Below are 13,531 nucleotides of genomic sequence, written 5' to 3' on the forward strand. Positions count from 1 at the left end.
CGATTCAAGCTGAAGCCTCTGCAAAACGCTTAAAATCAGCAGCATGTTGCTCTACGTTATCCCAAAAAGCTCTGTTTTGGCTTTGTTCAAGTCTTATTTTTTCTCGACGCTCGCTAAAGCGACTAAGGATTTTTATATCGCTCTTCTCTACTTCTCGATTTTTTGTCGCTAGCATAAATGAACGAGTTACATTTAAGAATTTTCGATTTAGTGTAGCCTCAACGCCTTGCCTCAAAGCTTTGTTAGATACTGATATTAAAGCTCTTTCTATAGCGTCCCTATCTTTGACTTTTGTCAGCTTCAGTTTAGAGGATAGTTTTTGTAGATCGACAAGATCCATCATATCAAGCAATTTAGAGTTTTCAATTTTTCGCTGAAGTTGTCCTCTATGTCTGATCTTAATTTTAGTCTTATCAACCTCCCACAGACCAACATTATCGGGGAGCGAACCACTGAGCATTGGAATAAACTTAGTATCAGAAACCACTATGACCTTATCAAAATATTCTAAGTATTTATCTACTTGACCACTTAACCTAACTAGCGAATCTGCTTCACTTTTAACCTCAAATGCTATCAATTTACCCTGACTGTAAATAGCTAGATCAACACGCCTAGAGAAATCTCCTACGGTTAACTCGCTCATAATTATTGAATTTTCATCAATTATGTTTTTGTTTCTTAGAAAGTTCAGTGTTAACGCCTTAATATCAGGCTCAAGAAATCTAAATTTATCTTTCATTTCAAATATTTATGACAAAAAGGTTTCAATATACTCTTTAGATCTTAGCATAAGTTCGACAGATAGAAGTGAATAGTTTCCTTATTAATTGTTTTAGTATTAGCGTTAAGTCACGTAAACACTCTTTGGCTTTCAAAGAGTATCCATTATGTATGGTCAAGTTAAATTGGCCACGGTTTTGTATTCAAGCCAATAGCGTTGGTCTTGCACTCGCCCGTTTCGGTATCTACGATTTGTTGGTAGTACACCCTTAACGGCCTGTTGGCTAACTTGCACCACACACCGCCCATTTACTTTGGTAAACTCTTTCCAGTTGGCGGTATCGGCTGCTTTAAAGGCTTGCTGGATGGTTTCATCAAACTGGCAAACCTTCTTTAGTCTGCGAAGTTCTCGCCATACGGTGACCGATGCCCCGCCCACTTGTTGAAATTACCTTATGCACCAACAAGCCGCCCAAGCATTGACTCTAGCGGCGGCTTCTATTGGTTCTTCGCCATGTATGCCACTCTCTAGTGATTTGCCGTTAATGTGCTTAGATACATACTTAGCTAAGTAACCTGCTGCACGGCCTTTGTTGAGGTCTATTTCTACTGCTTTAAATCAGTGTAAGTCTGCGCCCTTTTCATCACCATCTTCTTCAAAGGCATCAAGTTCGGTTTACTTGGAAAAATGCCCTACTTCAGCTATCGCTACAAACGTTTCCAAAACAATTCCTTTTGTTCATCACTATTTTCAGGTAAGAAAAATACGTTACTTGACCTATCCCGTAATTCGTTTATACCCTCGCATCTTCACCAAATTTTTCACCTTTCTTGATTCGACCAGCCAAAAATACTCCGCAATATAAATTGGTATGACACTAATCATTGCTAAAGTCGTATTAGCCTCAATTAACTTTACGAGAGGTCCTAAAAACAAAAGAATAAGATAGAAGCCTATGGCCCCCCAGAAAAGAAGAAAATAGGTCTGTGCTTTCATCATTTGAAACATAACAGCATCGTCATTAAATCTAATTTCCAAAATACCTTTGAGTCTGCGAAGTCTTCTTTTTCGAAAAACCCCCTTTACGCTGGTCGGTACATCCCTCACCAGAAAATTTGATGCTTTTCTTATCAACATGTCAATGTACGGTGCAACCTTGGGAACCAAATAAGCCAAAACAGCGCTACCTAATAAACCTATAACTACATCGTTATCCATCCAGAAGCTTCCTTTGTTCACTTTTCGTTAGAAAATCAGTTACGCTGACAACCGTCACTGTTTACTTGAGACTCAATTAGATATGCTAAAACTATGAAAATAAACAACAAGAGTGAAGCAAGTTGATACAAATCATGATAATTAACTTAAGTATCTATATAGAATGTATTATTGCTCTTAGGATGCGGGGTAAATATGGAAAAAGGCATACTGAAAAAATGGGATAACATCAAAGGATTTGGTTTCATATCCGTAACTGGTGAACCCAAAGATGTGTTTATCCATATATCATCTTTAAAATTAATGCCCAGAAAACCGCGTGTCGGCGATACGATTCTGTTTCAAATAGAACATCAACCCAATGGAAAAACCAAAGCCTACAACTGCAGTATTCAAGGGCTTCCCCCCACAAGCTCCAATAAGCCTTATAACCATTCACAGCAAAGGAAAATAGATCGCAATAAAAAGCCAAGTGTATTGACAATATTGATCCCTGCTCTTGCGGTTATAGGTGCGATTTTTCTGTATCAAACATTTGCTCCTCAATACTCGACTACTGAGAGCCCATCACTTCTCCCCAATATAGAAAGTTCTGCATTTGAGAACTCTTCAAGCTTTTCTACCAGTAGCAACTTTAGCTGCGAAGGAAAAACGCATTGCAGCCAAATGAATTCATGTGAGGAAGCCAAATTTTACTTAGCAAACTGCCCTAATACTAAAATGGACGGTGATGGCGATGGGGTGCCGTGCGAGCGACAGCACTGTACTTCTTTCTAGAATTGAGATTAAGGATAAAATCTATTTGCCTAGTGCTTTCATAATGAGCAGCAGAGCTATAGATTGAGCTGTTTAATAATCGCAAGTAAATCAAAAGGTTTGTTAAGCTGAGGCTCTTTTAGAAAAGCGATTAGCTCTTCAGAGTTAAGCGCGTCGATATCATTCGCTAGCTCTTCGGGTTTAAAATTCTGTTTTAACTTAAGCCACTCTTCGAGTTGTTTTTTATCTTCAGTTTGAGCCGCATATTCAACGAGTGATAGAGAGTATTCATCGGCCTGCACTTGAGTACAACGCTCCATCGCTTCGTGGCTGGCAATCAGCAATACGACCTTTTTACTTTCTGAAGGTAGGCCTGCAAACCATTTACTAGTGACTTTATCTACTTCTATCTGGCTTCTACGGCCTTCTCTGCAAATCTCAGTTTTAGCATTTAAGGCTTGGTACTTAAGCTCCAAATCTTTTGCTAGATCTTCATTGCTTGTAAGCAAAGACGCAGAGGTAGCAGCCGCTGAAAACGTAAGAGTTAAGCACATTGTTAATAATTTAAGCCTATAGAGCATTGTATACGCACTCCCAAAAACGCCTTTCTTTACCGTGAGTGTAAATAGATGCGGTGCCTGCAATGTCTTCTAGCTTTTTCCGTTTTATTTCGGGAATACTTTTTAAAGCGTTGGCGTACAACTCCCAGTTGTAAGTTGTAATCTGATAACCCGTAGAGCTCAACTCTGCCGTTTTATAGGTGCCTCGACCTGCAAATATCTGAAAAAACGGTACGATGCTAATGAGCTTATCCAACAAACTCGCCATCGTTCATCTGCGCGATGTATCGTAACGTTCTATCGCTAGGCTCAAAGCCCTGCAAATGACAAAAACTTCCCTTATTCATAAGGCCTCCATAAAATAATTGTCAACCCTATCAGTAGCTCACCTCCCAATCAATTTAAATGTGTCTGACGATTTAGTTTTGCTTTATCTTGTGAGGTGGTAGCAAAACGATTGGATATACCTCTATATGGTTAACATAGCAGGGCACCCTATGATGCCCTGCTATTTATTAGCCCCCATCTATATGCTAGAACTCACTTCAATGATGCTTTCTCGCAAGATGTCATAAATGCTAGCAATGATCTTCTCATCAAGAATTAGCGGTGGCGAGAGGATCAGACAATTGCCCAGAGGACGAGCGATAAGACCGCGCTTCTGGGCCGCCTGCGCTACTTTCATTCCCACCATATCCTGCTCTGCAAATGGCGTTTTATTCGCTTTATCTTTAATAAATTCGATGCCAATCATGAAGTGGCTACCACGAACTTCGCCGACCAGTTCAAGGCTCGCTAATTCTTTTAGTGAATGCTCAAATAGCTTGCCTGTTACTCGAACTTGCTCTGGGATCCGTTGCTGCTCCATCAGTGCGATGTTCGCCAATCCGGCCGCAGCGGCTGCAGGATGACCGGAATATGTCATACCGTGTAAAAAGGTCTCGCCTGGCCGAGAAATCACCTCATGAATTTCATCGGAAATAATCGTCGCCGACAAGGGCTGGTAACCAGACGTTAAACCTTTTGCGGTGGTAATGATGTCTGGCGTAATACCAAACACATCCTTAGATGCGAAAAAGTGACCCAGTCGACCAAAGGCGGTCACCACTTCATCGGAAATATATTTAATATCGTTTGCTGCACATACTTCTGCCATACGCACATGATAACCGTCTGGCGCGGTGATAACCCCCCCCGCCCCCATAATCGGCTCCGCAATAAATGCTGCTATATTTTCGGCACCGATGTCGTGAATATTCACTTTAAGATCGGTGATCAAGCTGTCAAGGAATTCAGCTTCAGTCATGTCACCGCCTTCCTTCCAAAAATGCGGGCATTTAATATGATGAACTAACTCCGAAGCACTGTCCCAGCCCTTACTGTAAGCGGGCGTGGTCATCGCCATTGATAGGTGCGTAGACCCATGATAGGCACCGATGCGACTGAGTACTTTTTTCTTGTTCGGGCGACCGAGGCGATTATTGTAGTGATGCAGCATCCGAATAGCGGAATCATTGGCAACAGAACCTGAGTTGGCGAAATACACATGGTTAAGATGACCGGGGGCAAGTTCGGCAACTTTCGCGGCTAATTTTGCGGCTGTCGGGTGGGTAAAATTGTAGAAAGTCGAGTAGTAATCCAGGGTATTAAGCTGCTCGCTAATCGCATCGATAATTTCTTTACGCTTGTGCCCAACATTCACACACCACAAGCCGCCGATTCCGTCGATGAGCTGGTTTCCGTCACTTTCTTTAACGTAATACCCTTCTGCCTCAGTAATCACCGTCAACGAGTCTTGGTCTTTTAAGCTATTTAGATCGGCAAAAGACTGGATCAAGTGTTCATCTGCAGCCAGAACTGCCTTTCTGTCTGTCGGTAGATTAATTGTCATTTATATAACCTCTAGGTAATCTTCAAGCTGTGTCGAGTTGGCATTCATCGCAGCTTTAATTGGGCTGAGATCGGTGATAAACAGAGTCTCGGTCGATCCGGCCATCGCTATCGGCTGTGAATCTGAGCCAACAATCAAAGACAAGCCTGCGTACTGCAGTCCCTGCTCGATTCCGCAGTAATTTGCATAAACGATGGTGAGTCCCATTTCTGCCGCTCTGGCTGGAACCAAGGTTCGGGACACGTGTTCGAATCCCATCGGGTTTGCTGTCGGAACTAAAATAAGCGTAACGCCTTGCTCAGCTAAAGCCCGGCAATGCTGTGGAAACTCAATGTCGTAACAAATCAGCAATGCAACTTTTTGTCCGTTCCAGTCAAAAGTTTGATAAGCCTCTCCTGCGGTAAAGCTTTGCTTTTCCATTTCGCCAAACAGCTGAATTTTTCGATAATGAGCCAGAATTTTCCCTTTTTGGTCGAAACAACTGGCTGAGTTATAAACCTTATTTCCGCTGGCTTCGGCCCAACCCAGAGTCAGACCACAACTATATTTTTGGGTCAGTTCAGACAATGTTTCGATCCAGATGCCATCGACCGTTTGTGCCAACGGTCGATGTAAGTCAGGCTGGTTGTAACCGGGGAAATAAAGCTCAGGGAATACAAGCATCTCGGCTCCGCCTTTGGCGGCGACTGAAAGACAATTTTCTACAGTCGAAAATCCTTTTTCGATATCGCCGTTGATAGGTAAACTCTGACAAAGACCAATTCTCATGGTTGATTCCCTTATTACTTTTAATTATTTATTTCTTTAAACGAGTCCAGATAGCGTCGTACATCTCTTGTACTTTTTGATCGCAGACTTGGATAAACACCCCTTTAGAGCCTTTCGGCGGGTTAGATTCGGGTGAGTTTTTCACCGCATCAGAGAGATAAGGCGTGGTCCCTTTTACTCCAGAAGAATATTGCGCATAATTTGTCACAGCGGCCGCGTTTTCCGGCTCAAGTAAGAAGTTCATAAACTTCAGCGCATTGTCGCGATTCGGGGCATCTTTCAGCAGCACGACGTTGTCCATCCAGACAATGTAGCCTTCTTTGGGAAATGCATATTCAATGTTTGCGCCTTCGGCTCTAGCTCTGGCGGAAAATCCAGACCAGATCATACCGACCGCAGCATCACCGGAAACCAGTACATCTTTCGCCACATCGGAACCAAAAGATGCCCAGTCTTTCTTGGCTTTGTTGACTAACTGGCTTAACTGTTTTAACTGGGATTTATCGGTACTACATTGCGGAATACCGAGGTGTAAGGAAGCAAGAGTGAGGGTTTCTCCTGCGGTATCGAGAACATTAATTTTGCCTTTCAGTGCTTCGGGTGGCTCAAAGATAAGTGCCGTTGAATCGATAGGGCCTTGGTAAACATCTCGATTCACTGAAAATGAGGTGGTTCCCCACTGATAAGGAATAGAGCTTTTCCTTCCGGGATCAAAAGAAACCTCAAGCCACTGCTTATCGATATTGCTAAAGTTAGGCAATTCCTCTGGTTTAAAGGTGTCGAGCATCCCTTCACCTTGCATAATTTTAACCATGTAATCGCCTGGTACCGCGACATCATAGCTGCCTAATTTCCCAGCTTTAAGTGAGGCCAATAAGGCTTCATTGCTGTCGAAGGTGTCCATCGTTACTTCGACATCATATTCTTTTGAGAACTTGTCCAATAATTCCTGAGGAATATACTCAAACCAATGGTAAATCGATAATTTTCCGGCTGCTTGCACATTCGCAGAAAGTGCCAGCAATAACATAGATGCAATCGTTGTTTTTTTCATAAGTCTTTCTTCCCTGTTAAGATTTTGATGTTTTTTCTGGTCCTGTGCGTCCAATAAACCAGGACAGAGCAACCAGAATCACCGATACGCCGAGCATGAGTGTGGAAATGGCCATAATATTTGGCTTAATTCCCTGTTTAACCGAGCCAAAAATGGCCGTTGGCAGGGTTTCTACGCCCGCACCTTTTACAAAATTGGTAATCAAAAAGTCGTCTAAAGAGATAATGAAGGCCAGTAGAAATCCAGACAAAATACCGGGCATCATCATCGGCAAAAGTATTTTAGTGAACGCCTCTTTGGGAGTTGCGTATAAATCCATTGCAGCCTGTTCATACATCGAAGGAATACTCTGCATCCGGGCAGAAATAGGCAAATAAGCGAAAGGAATGCAAAACACAATATGAGCGAGAAGGATCGTGAGTAAGCCTCCTTTAAAGCCAATTGCTGAAAAGAAAACCAAGCTAGCCACTGCGGTAACGACTTCTGGCACCATCAGCGGTAGGTTAATCAAAGCAAAACCGGCTATTTTGCCTCTAAATTTGCCTGCTCTTGTCATGGCAACGGCGGCGGCCAATGCAATCATGGTTGCAACACTTGCAGCACAGATAGCAATTACAATTGAATTAATTGCCGCCATTTTGAATTTAGGTGCTTCTGGGCCGGTAAAAACTTCCCGGTACCAATTCAACGACACGCCTCCCCAATTGGTTATGGAAGGGGATGCATTGAACGAATAAATCGCAACGATAACCAGCGGTGCATAAAGAATCACTAGGCAAACAAGGGTGATTTCCCGAAAGCCTGCGAATCGTTTTAAATCCGTCATTCCTTTCATCACTTCTGCTCCTGTTTATACTGACTTCTGGCGTAAATAATAAGAACCACCATCACGATGGTTAATAGAATTATCGAAATTGCTGCACCAAAGGGCCAATTGCCTGCCGCACCTTTGAACTGCTCTTCAATGAGAGAGCCGATCATGAAGTTTTTTGCGCCGCCCAAGAGGTCCGGTGCTAAAAAGGCCCCCAAAGATGGAACAAATACTAGGATGCAACCTGCAATGATCCCCGGTTTTACGACCGGGAGAATGATCAGTCGCAATGTGGTCCAAGCACCGGCATATAGATCTGCTGCGGCTTCGGATAAGCTGAAATCATAACGCTCTACAGACGCGTAAATCGGAAGTACCATAAACGGCAGATAGCTATAAAATAGTCCTAGCTGCACTGCGAAATCGGTGTTGATTAAGCCCAAAGGCTCCGATATCAGCCCACTCCAAAGTAAAAACTCGTTCAAAGGTCCGCTGTCTCTAATCAGAAACTTCATTGATACGGTGCGGATCAGCAAGTTTACCCAGTACGGAATGGTGATTAGAAACAGCCATACCGGTCTCGACTTTTCGTTACGGGTGGCGATAAACCATGCGGTAGGAAAGCCGATGATCAAACACAGAAAGGTGGCTATCGCGGCCTGTTGTATCGAACGGAAAAAGATATTGATATAGGTCCATTCGATGGTGGGTGGTTCATCACCAAACAACCCTCGGTCGAGGAAAAATTGGTCATAGGACGCGATGGAAAAATCCCACAGCACGCCACCGCGAAACTCTTTAGTAAGAAAGGAGTAAACACCGATTAAAATCACTGGGATCAATAAAAAGATACCGATCATCACCCAGCTTGGAAGCATAAGGCGTAAGGCCTTACCTTTATATATATTTGAAGAGAGGTTAGCGCCTAAAGACGCACCAGCAGCCATTAGTCAATCAACAGGCTTGCAGCACCTGCCTCCAGCTTTAAGCCGACCAATTGACCAACCGCAGGAATTGCCAACGCTGCAGAGTTTTGCATTCGAATGGTCATCTCCTCGCCATCAATCAATTTTAGCTGCACATGGGTGTCGGTTCCCAGATAGATTTGAGCCGTAACCGCGCCTTGTAAATCACTTTGCTCTGCTGAACACAAGCTGATTCGCTCCGGCCTAACAGATAAATGTCCGCTCCCCTGACCCACTTTGGCAGCCGCAGGACAAGAAAATGAATGCCCTCCAGGCAGGATGATCTGTGCAGTTCCATTGGTAACCGATTGCACCTCAACATCCAAAAGATTCGTTTCACCGATAAAATCAGCCACAAACCGATTAACGGGTACTTCATAAACCTCTTTTGGTGTTCCGACCTGCTGAACATGTCCGTTCGACATCACAGCAATGCGATCCGACATCGTTAATGCCTCTTCTTGATCATGAGTCACAAACACAAAAGCAATACCAGTTTCCCGTTGGATCTCTTTGAGCTGAACACGCACAGCCTGACGTAACTTCAGATCGAGAGCCGAGAGAGGTTCATCAAGAAGCAATATTTTAGGGCGAGGCGCCAGAGCACGGGCCAAAGCGACCCGTTGCTGTTGGCCACCAGATAATTGGGTAGGTTTACGATCGGCATATTCGGCCAGTTGAACCAGCTTCAACATGTCATCTGCTCGGCGAACGGCCTCTCGTCGATCCCAGCCACTACACAACAGACCAAACATCACATTCTGTTCTACCGTCATATGCGGAAACAGAGCGTATTGTTGAAAAACCGTATTAACCGGGCGTTGATGCGCTTGCAAACCAGTAAGGTCTTTATTATGCAGGCGAATGCTCCCCTCACTGACATCTTCGAAGCCAGCGATACACCTTAATAAAGTTGTTTTTCCGCAGCCGGATGGTCCAAGCAGGGTAAAGAACTCGTTTTCCCGTATATCGAGAGAAACGCCATGTAAAGCAGTGAAGGATCCATAGCGCTTAACCACATTATCAATCCCCACCGATACATTGTGTGCCATCGTTAATTATCCCCTTGATACCCCTTAGATTCATGTTTTAACGATATAGCAACTGAATTTAGGGGTATATAACCCTAGAGGGTTATGAAACATATTGAGCAAACATTAAACAGTGGTAACTCAATGAGGAAAGGACTGACGGATATGGCTAGCAAACGAAGGAACAAGCACCACTCACCATCAAGTGGCATGAATATTGGAGTCTAAAGGGTTGAAATAACCGGCATTAACAATGCAAACAATTCCGCTTGTGAACTAATTTTGCATTTAGAGTACAGTTGTTTACGAAATACTTTCACGGTCTCTTTACTGATACTGAGGTTGAGAGAGATGGATAACGATGAATGCCCCTGTAATATATAGAAGGCAACTTCTGCTTGGCGAGGACTAAGTGTGATGCGATACTGGCTTGTCATTGCATCGCGAAGACGCTCGGTGACAGGAGGTAAGACAACATTTTTACCCTCTTTGGGCTGATAGCCTTTCCAATGTTGTGAACATAGCGCAGACAATACGTTTTCAAGTGATTTTATATACTTTAACTCGACTTTACTATACGGGATCCCTCGTACTTTATCCCTTCCAAAACAAGCCGTTAAAGTCGATTCATGCCCAAGTCGGGCAAGTAAAGCAAATTCATCGATCAGAGTGGTTTGATTATAATATTCACTGAAATAACTAGTATGTTTAAACTGATCTGGCGCAAGATCAAAAATATTATGGATACCCGTTTGAATACCTCTGCATACAACATGATAAAACGGATCCAACATGTAGGCACCGCTTAAATAATGGGTCTGCATTTTTTCGTATACTTGTGGATTATTTGACTCTCTGTAGAGCTCTTCTGGAGTATGGTCCTTGTGGTATACAATGATGATAAGGTTGTCAAAATTAACCAACTTACCTACAAAATGACTCAGCGCCTCAGGAAAACTAGCACTACCTAAAGAACAGACTAAGTCAGCCAGTGCTTTATCATGCTTGGCACCAAATATCTTGCTCATATTTAGTCTTCTCCTGAAATGCCTTCGCCACTATTTAAGCATACTATGCTGGAGTTATATCCCCCCAAGATTGCATGTTTTATGACTTTTTAACGAGTTTACAGCTTATGTAACCAGCAACAAACATAGAGTTGATGTGATTAGCCCTAATCATAGAGCCAAGCGATGGCTGCCAACACTATTGAGTCAAATTCTCAGTTCGGTAGAAAACGCCGCAACAACATCATCGAAGAACTGGCTCAACTTGTCGCTCACAATAGTACTTCTGGCAATCAGAAAGCGGTTCAATCTAACATCAAAAAAGCTTACCAAGCAGTTCTCGGTGTAAATCAAACCATTGCACGAAGCCAAGGAAGTGACGACCTTACGATTTAAACTCAGGAATACAATTAAGCTGACCATCATCGCCATATGATCTCAGCCATTGGTGACCACACGCTTATATTAAAAATCACTGCAATAGATGTGGCTGAATGATTTCCCGCAAGAATATACGACAAGCCCAGCAGTAAATACCGTTGCAAGAAGACCTGCCGGAACACTTCACGGATGATGAGTTGAGCGAAGTAAGTCGGTGACGCCTATGACACGAAAGCCGCTTTCCAGCCAAGCGTCATTTCCACTTGGCAAATTGAAAAACCTTAACTGGCAAGTTCTAATACGCTAGCTAAGGCTTGCTGTGCCACCAATTGGCACTGCATTTTGAGTTGCTGTTTCAACTTAAGCGTAGCGGGAGATTGCGGGCTCCCCACACGGCTAAGAAACATCACTTCAAAGGGTAAGGCTTGCGCTATTGGTACAATCTTTAATTTTTGTTCATAACAGCGGGCAGTGAACACATCCACGATCCCAACCCCTCCGCCTGATAACACCATGTCAGCAATCACCGAATAGGTTTTCACGTGTAGTGCCGAACGCGGGGTAAGTTTTTTATCATCGAGGGCACGATGCAATACTCGACCTAAGGGGTCATCACGTTGCATCATGATTAAGTCATGTTCACACAACCAAGATAAACTGACCACTGGAGGCGAAGGCATCTCCTCTGGCAATACCGCAACCATCACCGACTGAAACAAGGGCTCAGCAAACAGCTTCGGTGCCACATGCTGGCCAAATACCAGCGCAAAATCTAATTCCTTCGAGAGTACCAATTGGCTGAGCGCGGCAAAATGCTCGGTTACTAAGTTAACCTGCACCGCATGATCTTGCTTACAAAAGGCAACCATACTGGGTGCAACCACCATTTGACCAAAAGCATGCGCTGCACCAATTTTGACCGTCTGCACCTTATTTTTGCGCAATGACAGTGCTAATTCAGAAATTGATTGTAGCTTATCGTAAACCTGTTCAATTTCGGGCAACAACATCTGCCCTTCTTCCGTCATGCGCATCCCTTGGGCATGCCGCTCAAACAAGCTGAAGCCCAATTGCTGTTCGGTATGATTCAAGATGCGACTCACATTGGGCTGAGAGACATTAAGTAAACGGGCTGCCCCGCTAATAGTTCCAGCCTGAACAATAGCCTGAAAAATTTCAATTTGGCGTAATCTCATATTGCTTTACCCTCAACGGCAGGGAATACCACTCACAATCAATGGTTTGTTAAAGCAATAATTAGACCGATAAAACGTGATTTTGTTATTAATACGACACGCGATTAAAGGCGGAATATCCGCCTTCGAGATATTCAAGGCCCTTAAATAAGCTAGCTTTCAGGATCGCCATAGATCCCTACTTTCGGTAAGCCACCAACATAACCATAGCCACGATACATCCCCTCACTATTAAACGGTAAGGCGATGTTGCCAGCAGCATCAACCGCGATCATCCCGCCACTTCCATCCAGTTTAAGTAATTTATCCATCACCACTCGCTGCGTTGCCTCAGCCAAAGACAAATCCGCATATTCCATCAAGGCCGACACATCATAGGCGGCAACAGCTCGCATAAATGCTTCTCCGGTACCGGTACTGGAAACCGCCACCGTTTGATTGTTTGCATAACACCCCGCCCCCACGATTGGTGAATCGCCGATCCGCCCAAGCATTTTATTGGTCATGCCCCCAGTGGAGGTTGCCGCTGCGAGATTTCCCTTGGCATCAATCGCCACGGCTCCCACCGTACCGTATTTCTTATCTGGGTCTAAAGGCTCATCATGATCGTCCAAACCACGAATAGGGCTCTCACTGAGGCGCTGACCATCATGATCTAAAGCGATTTGATATGTATCGCTGGCTTGCACTCGAATGAGCTGTTGCAAGCGCTCATCTGTAGAAAAAAAGTTTTCGTCGACCATTGCCAGACCTTGCGCAGCGGCGAAGTCTTCTGCACCTTGAGCGCTCAGCAGCAGGTGAGGACTGTGTTCCATCACCGCCCTCGCGGCTAAAATAGGATGACGAATACGCGCCACACCACACACCGCTCCGGCTTGCAGATTTCGTCCATCCATCACACAAGCGTCTAGTTCATGGGTTTGCTGATGGGTAAACACCGAGCCGTAACCGGCATTAAATAAGGGATCTTCTTCCAGTAAACGCACCGCTTCGGTCACTGCATCGAGCGCGCTACAGCCCGCTGCGAGTATGGCTTGTCCGGCGGCTACTATCTGCGCCAGCGACTGCCGATAGGTTTGCTCTTTTTGCGAGCTCATGCTGTTACGCGATAAAGCGCCTGCGCCACCATGGATAACAATCACTGGTGTTGTCATACCGTCTTCCTCAAC

The 13,531-nt window shown here is 44.2% G+C and carries 16 protein-coding genes; 2 read left to right on the top strand and 14 right to left on the bottom strand.

Going from position 1 to position 13,531, the window contains the following annotated elements; translation table 11 throughout:
* Nucleotides 1-4: 4 nt before the first annotated feature.
* The 3 genes from ACRRSW_RS19655 to ACRRSW_RS19665 all read right to left on the bottom strand — a co-directional run bounded on the left by ACRRSW_RS19655 (nt 5) and on the right by ACRRSW_RS19665 (nt 1,942).
* On the bottom strand, nt 5-742 hold the full coding sequence (locus ACRRSW_RS19655) for a sce7726 family protein (RefSeq protein ID WP_432460230.1): 738 nt from the start codon (nt 740-742) through the stop codon (nt 5-7).
* A 156-nt stretch (nt 743-898) separates the two neighbouring features.
* The gene (locus ACRRSW_RS19660) at nt 899-1,162 is read right to left on the bottom strand and encodes a hypothetical protein (RefSeq protein ID WP_432460231.1); all 264 of its coding nucleotides are present in this window, start codon (nt 1,160-1,162) and stop codon (nt 899-901) included.
* A 339-nt stretch (nt 1,163-1,501) separates the two neighbouring features.
* Nucleotides 1,502-1,942 carry a hypothetical protein gene (locus ACRRSW_RS19665; RefSeq protein WP_432460232.1) on the bottom strand — a complete coding sequence of 147 codons (441 nt, stop codon included), beginning with the start codon at nt 1,940-1,942 and terminating at the stop codon, nt 1,502-1,504.
* 195 nt (nt 1,943-2,137) lie between these two features.
* Between ACRRSW_RS19665 and ACRRSW_RS19670 the strand changes: the two genes are divergently transcribed.
* Nucleotides 2,138-2,719, top strand: coding sequence for an excalibur calcium-binding domain-containing protein (locus tag ACRRSW_RS19670; protein ID WP_432460233.1), 582 nt, complete (start codon nt 2,138-2,140; stop codon nt 2,717-2,719).
* A 56-nt stretch (nt 2,720-2,775) separates the two neighbouring features.
* On the opposite strand, the gene ACRRSW_RS19675 is transcribed toward ACRRSW_RS19670, so the two are convergent.
* The 9 genes from ACRRSW_RS19675 to ACRRSW_RS19715 all read right to left on the bottom strand — a co-directional run bounded on the left by ACRRSW_RS19675 (nt 2,776) and on the right by ACRRSW_RS19715 (nt 10,806).
* Nucleotides 2,776-3,279 (bottom strand): hypothetical protein, encoded by a 504-nt coding sequence (locus ACRRSW_RS19675; protein WP_432460234.1) that lies wholly within the window; start codon nt 3,277-3,279, stop codon nt 2,776-2,778.
* The gene (locus ACRRSW_RS19680) at nt 3,269-3,514 is read right to left on the bottom strand and encodes a hypothetical protein (RefSeq protein ID WP_432460235.1); all 246 of its coding nucleotides are present in this window, start codon (nt 3,512-3,514) and stop codon (nt 3,269-3,271) included. The genes ACRRSW_RS19675 and ACRRSW_RS19680 overlap by 11 nt, the downstream gene beginning before the upstream one ends.
* Before the next feature lie 270 nt (nt 3,515-3,784).
* Entirely contained in the window at nt 3,785-5,149 is a 1,365-nt protein-coding gene (locus ACRRSW_RS19685; RefSeq protein ID WP_432460236.1) for an aminotransferase class III-fold pyridoxal phosphate-dependent enzyme, read from the bottom strand.
* The gene (locus tag ACRRSW_RS19690; protein ID WP_432455864.1) at nt 5,150-5,917 is read right to left on the bottom strand and encodes a carbon-nitrogen hydrolase family protein; all 768 of its coding nucleotides are present in this window, start codon (nt 5,915-5,917) and stop codon (nt 5,150-5,152) included.
* A 28-nt stretch (nt 5,918-5,945) separates the two neighbouring features.
* A complete protein-coding gene (locus ACRRSW_RS19695; RefSeq protein WP_432455863.1) occupies nt 5,946-6,971 on the bottom strand; it encodes an extracellular solute-binding protein in 1,026 nt (341 codons plus the stop codon).
* 16 nt (nt 6,972-6,987) lie between these two features.
* Complete coding sequence (locus ACRRSW_RS19700) at nt 6,988-7,806, bottom strand: ABC transporter permease (RefSeq protein ID WP_432456136.1); 819 nt, start codon at nt 7,804-7,806, stop codon at nt 6,988-6,990.
* Nucleotides 7,806-8,729: an ABC transporter permease gene (locus ACRRSW_RS19705; RefSeq protein ID WP_432455862.1), complete on the bottom strand. Its 924-nt coding sequence runs from the start codon at nt 8,727-8,729 to the stop codon at nt 7,806-7,808. Before ACRRSW_RS19705 ends, ACRRSW_RS19700 begins: the two co-directional genes overlap by 1 nt.
* Nucleotides 8,729-9,799, bottom strand: a complete 1,071-nt coding sequence (locus ACRRSW_RS19710) for an ABC transporter ATP-binding protein (protein WP_432455861.1) — start codon at nt 9,797-9,799, stop codon at nt 8,729-8,731. The genes ACRRSW_RS19705 and ACRRSW_RS19710 overlap by 1 nt, the downstream gene beginning before the upstream one ends.
* Nucleotides 9,800-10,002: 203 nt before the next feature.
* Nucleotides 10,003-10,806, bottom strand: coding sequence for a helix-turn-helix transcriptional regulator (locus tag ACRRSW_RS19715; protein ID WP_432455860.1), 804 nt, complete (start codon nt 10,804-10,806; stop codon nt 10,003-10,005).
* Nucleotides 10,807-10,971: 165 nt separating this feature from the next.
* Between ACRRSW_RS19715 and ACRRSW_RS19720 the strand changes: the two genes are divergently transcribed.
* The gene (locus ACRRSW_RS19720; protein ID WP_432455859.1) at nt 10,972-11,181 is read left to right on the top strand and encodes a hypothetical protein; all 210 of its coding nucleotides are present in this window, start codon (nt 10,972-10,974) and stop codon (nt 11,179-11,181) included.
* A gap of 266 nt (nt 11,182-11,447) precedes the next feature.
* Here the strand turns inward: ACRRSW_RS19720 and ACRRSW_RS19725 are convergent, their stop codons facing one another.
* Nucleotides 11,448-12,362 (bottom strand): LysR family transcriptional regulator, encoded by a 915-nt coding sequence (locus ACRRSW_RS19725; protein WP_432455858.1) that lies wholly within the window; start codon nt 12,360-12,362, stop codon nt 11,448-11,450.
* Between the two features lie 152 nt (nt 12,363-12,514).
* Entirely contained in the window at nt 12,515-13,516 is a 1,002-nt protein-coding gene (locus tag ACRRSW_RS19730) for an isoaspartyl peptidase/L-asparaginase family protein (protein ID WP_432455857.1), read from the bottom strand.
* Between the last annotated feature and the right edge of the window lie 15 nt (nt 13,517-13,531).

Origin of the sequence: Agarivorans sp. QJM3NY_25, assembly GCF_050870875.2 — a bacterium.
Classification (GTDB): Bacteria; Pseudomonadota; Gammaproteobacteria; order Enterobacterales; family Celerinatantimonadaceae; genus Agarivorans.

Coding starts and splice junctions, on each gene's coding strand:
- ACRRSW_RS19655 (WP_432460230.1), bottom strand. CDS start 742: ATGAAAGATAAATTTAGATTTCTTGAGCCTGATATTAAGGCGTTAACA.
- ACRRSW_RS19665 (WP_432460232.1), bottom strand. CDS start 1,942: ATGGATAACGATGTAGTTATAGGTTTATTAGGTAGCGCTGTTTTGGCT.
- ACRRSW_RS19670 (WP_432460233.1), top strand. CDS start 2,138: ATGGAAAAAGGCATACTGAAAAAATGGGATAACATCAAAGGATTTGGT.
- ACRRSW_RS19675 (WP_432460234.1), bottom strand. CDS start 3,279: ATGCTCTATAGGCTTAAATTATTAACAATGTGCTTAACTCTTACGTTT.
- ACRRSW_RS19685 (WP_432460236.1), bottom strand. CDS start 5,149: ATGACAATTAATCTACCGACAGACAGAAAGGCAGTTCTGGCTGCAGAT.
- ACRRSW_RS19690 (WP_432455864.1), bottom strand. CDS start 5,917: ATGAGAATTGGTCTTTGTCAGAGTTTACCTATCAACGGCGATATCGAA.
- ACRRSW_RS19695 (WP_432455863.1), bottom strand. CDS start 6,971: ATGAAAAAAACAACGATTGCATCTATGTTATTGCTGGCACTTTCTGCG.
- ACRRSW_RS19700 (WP_432456136.1), bottom strand. CDS start 7,806: ATGAAAGGAATGACGGATTTAAAACGATTCGCAGGCTTTCGGGAAATC.
- ACRRSW_RS19705 (WP_432455862.1), bottom strand. CDS start 8,729: ATGGCTGCTGGTGCGTCTTTAGGCGCTAACCTCTCTTCAAATATATAT.
- ACRRSW_RS19710 (WP_432455861.1), bottom strand. CDS start 9,799: ATGGCACACAATGTATCGGTGGGGATTGATAATGTGGTTAAGCGCTAT.
- ACRRSW_RS19715 (WP_432455860.1), bottom strand. CDS start 10,806: ATGAGCAAGATATTTGGTGCCAAGCATGATAAAGCACTGGCTGACTTA.
- ACRRSW_RS19720 (WP_432455859.1), top strand. CDS start 10,972: ATGGCTGCCAACACTATTGAGTCAAATTCTCAGTTCGGTAGAAAACGC.
- ACRRSW_RS19725 (WP_432455858.1), bottom strand. CDS start 12,362: ATGAGATTACGCCAAATTGAAATTTTTCAGGCTATTGTTCAGGCTGGA.
- ACRRSW_RS19730 (WP_432455857.1), bottom strand. CDS start 13,516: ATGACAACACCAGTGATTGTTATCCATGGTGGCGCAGGCGCTTTATCG.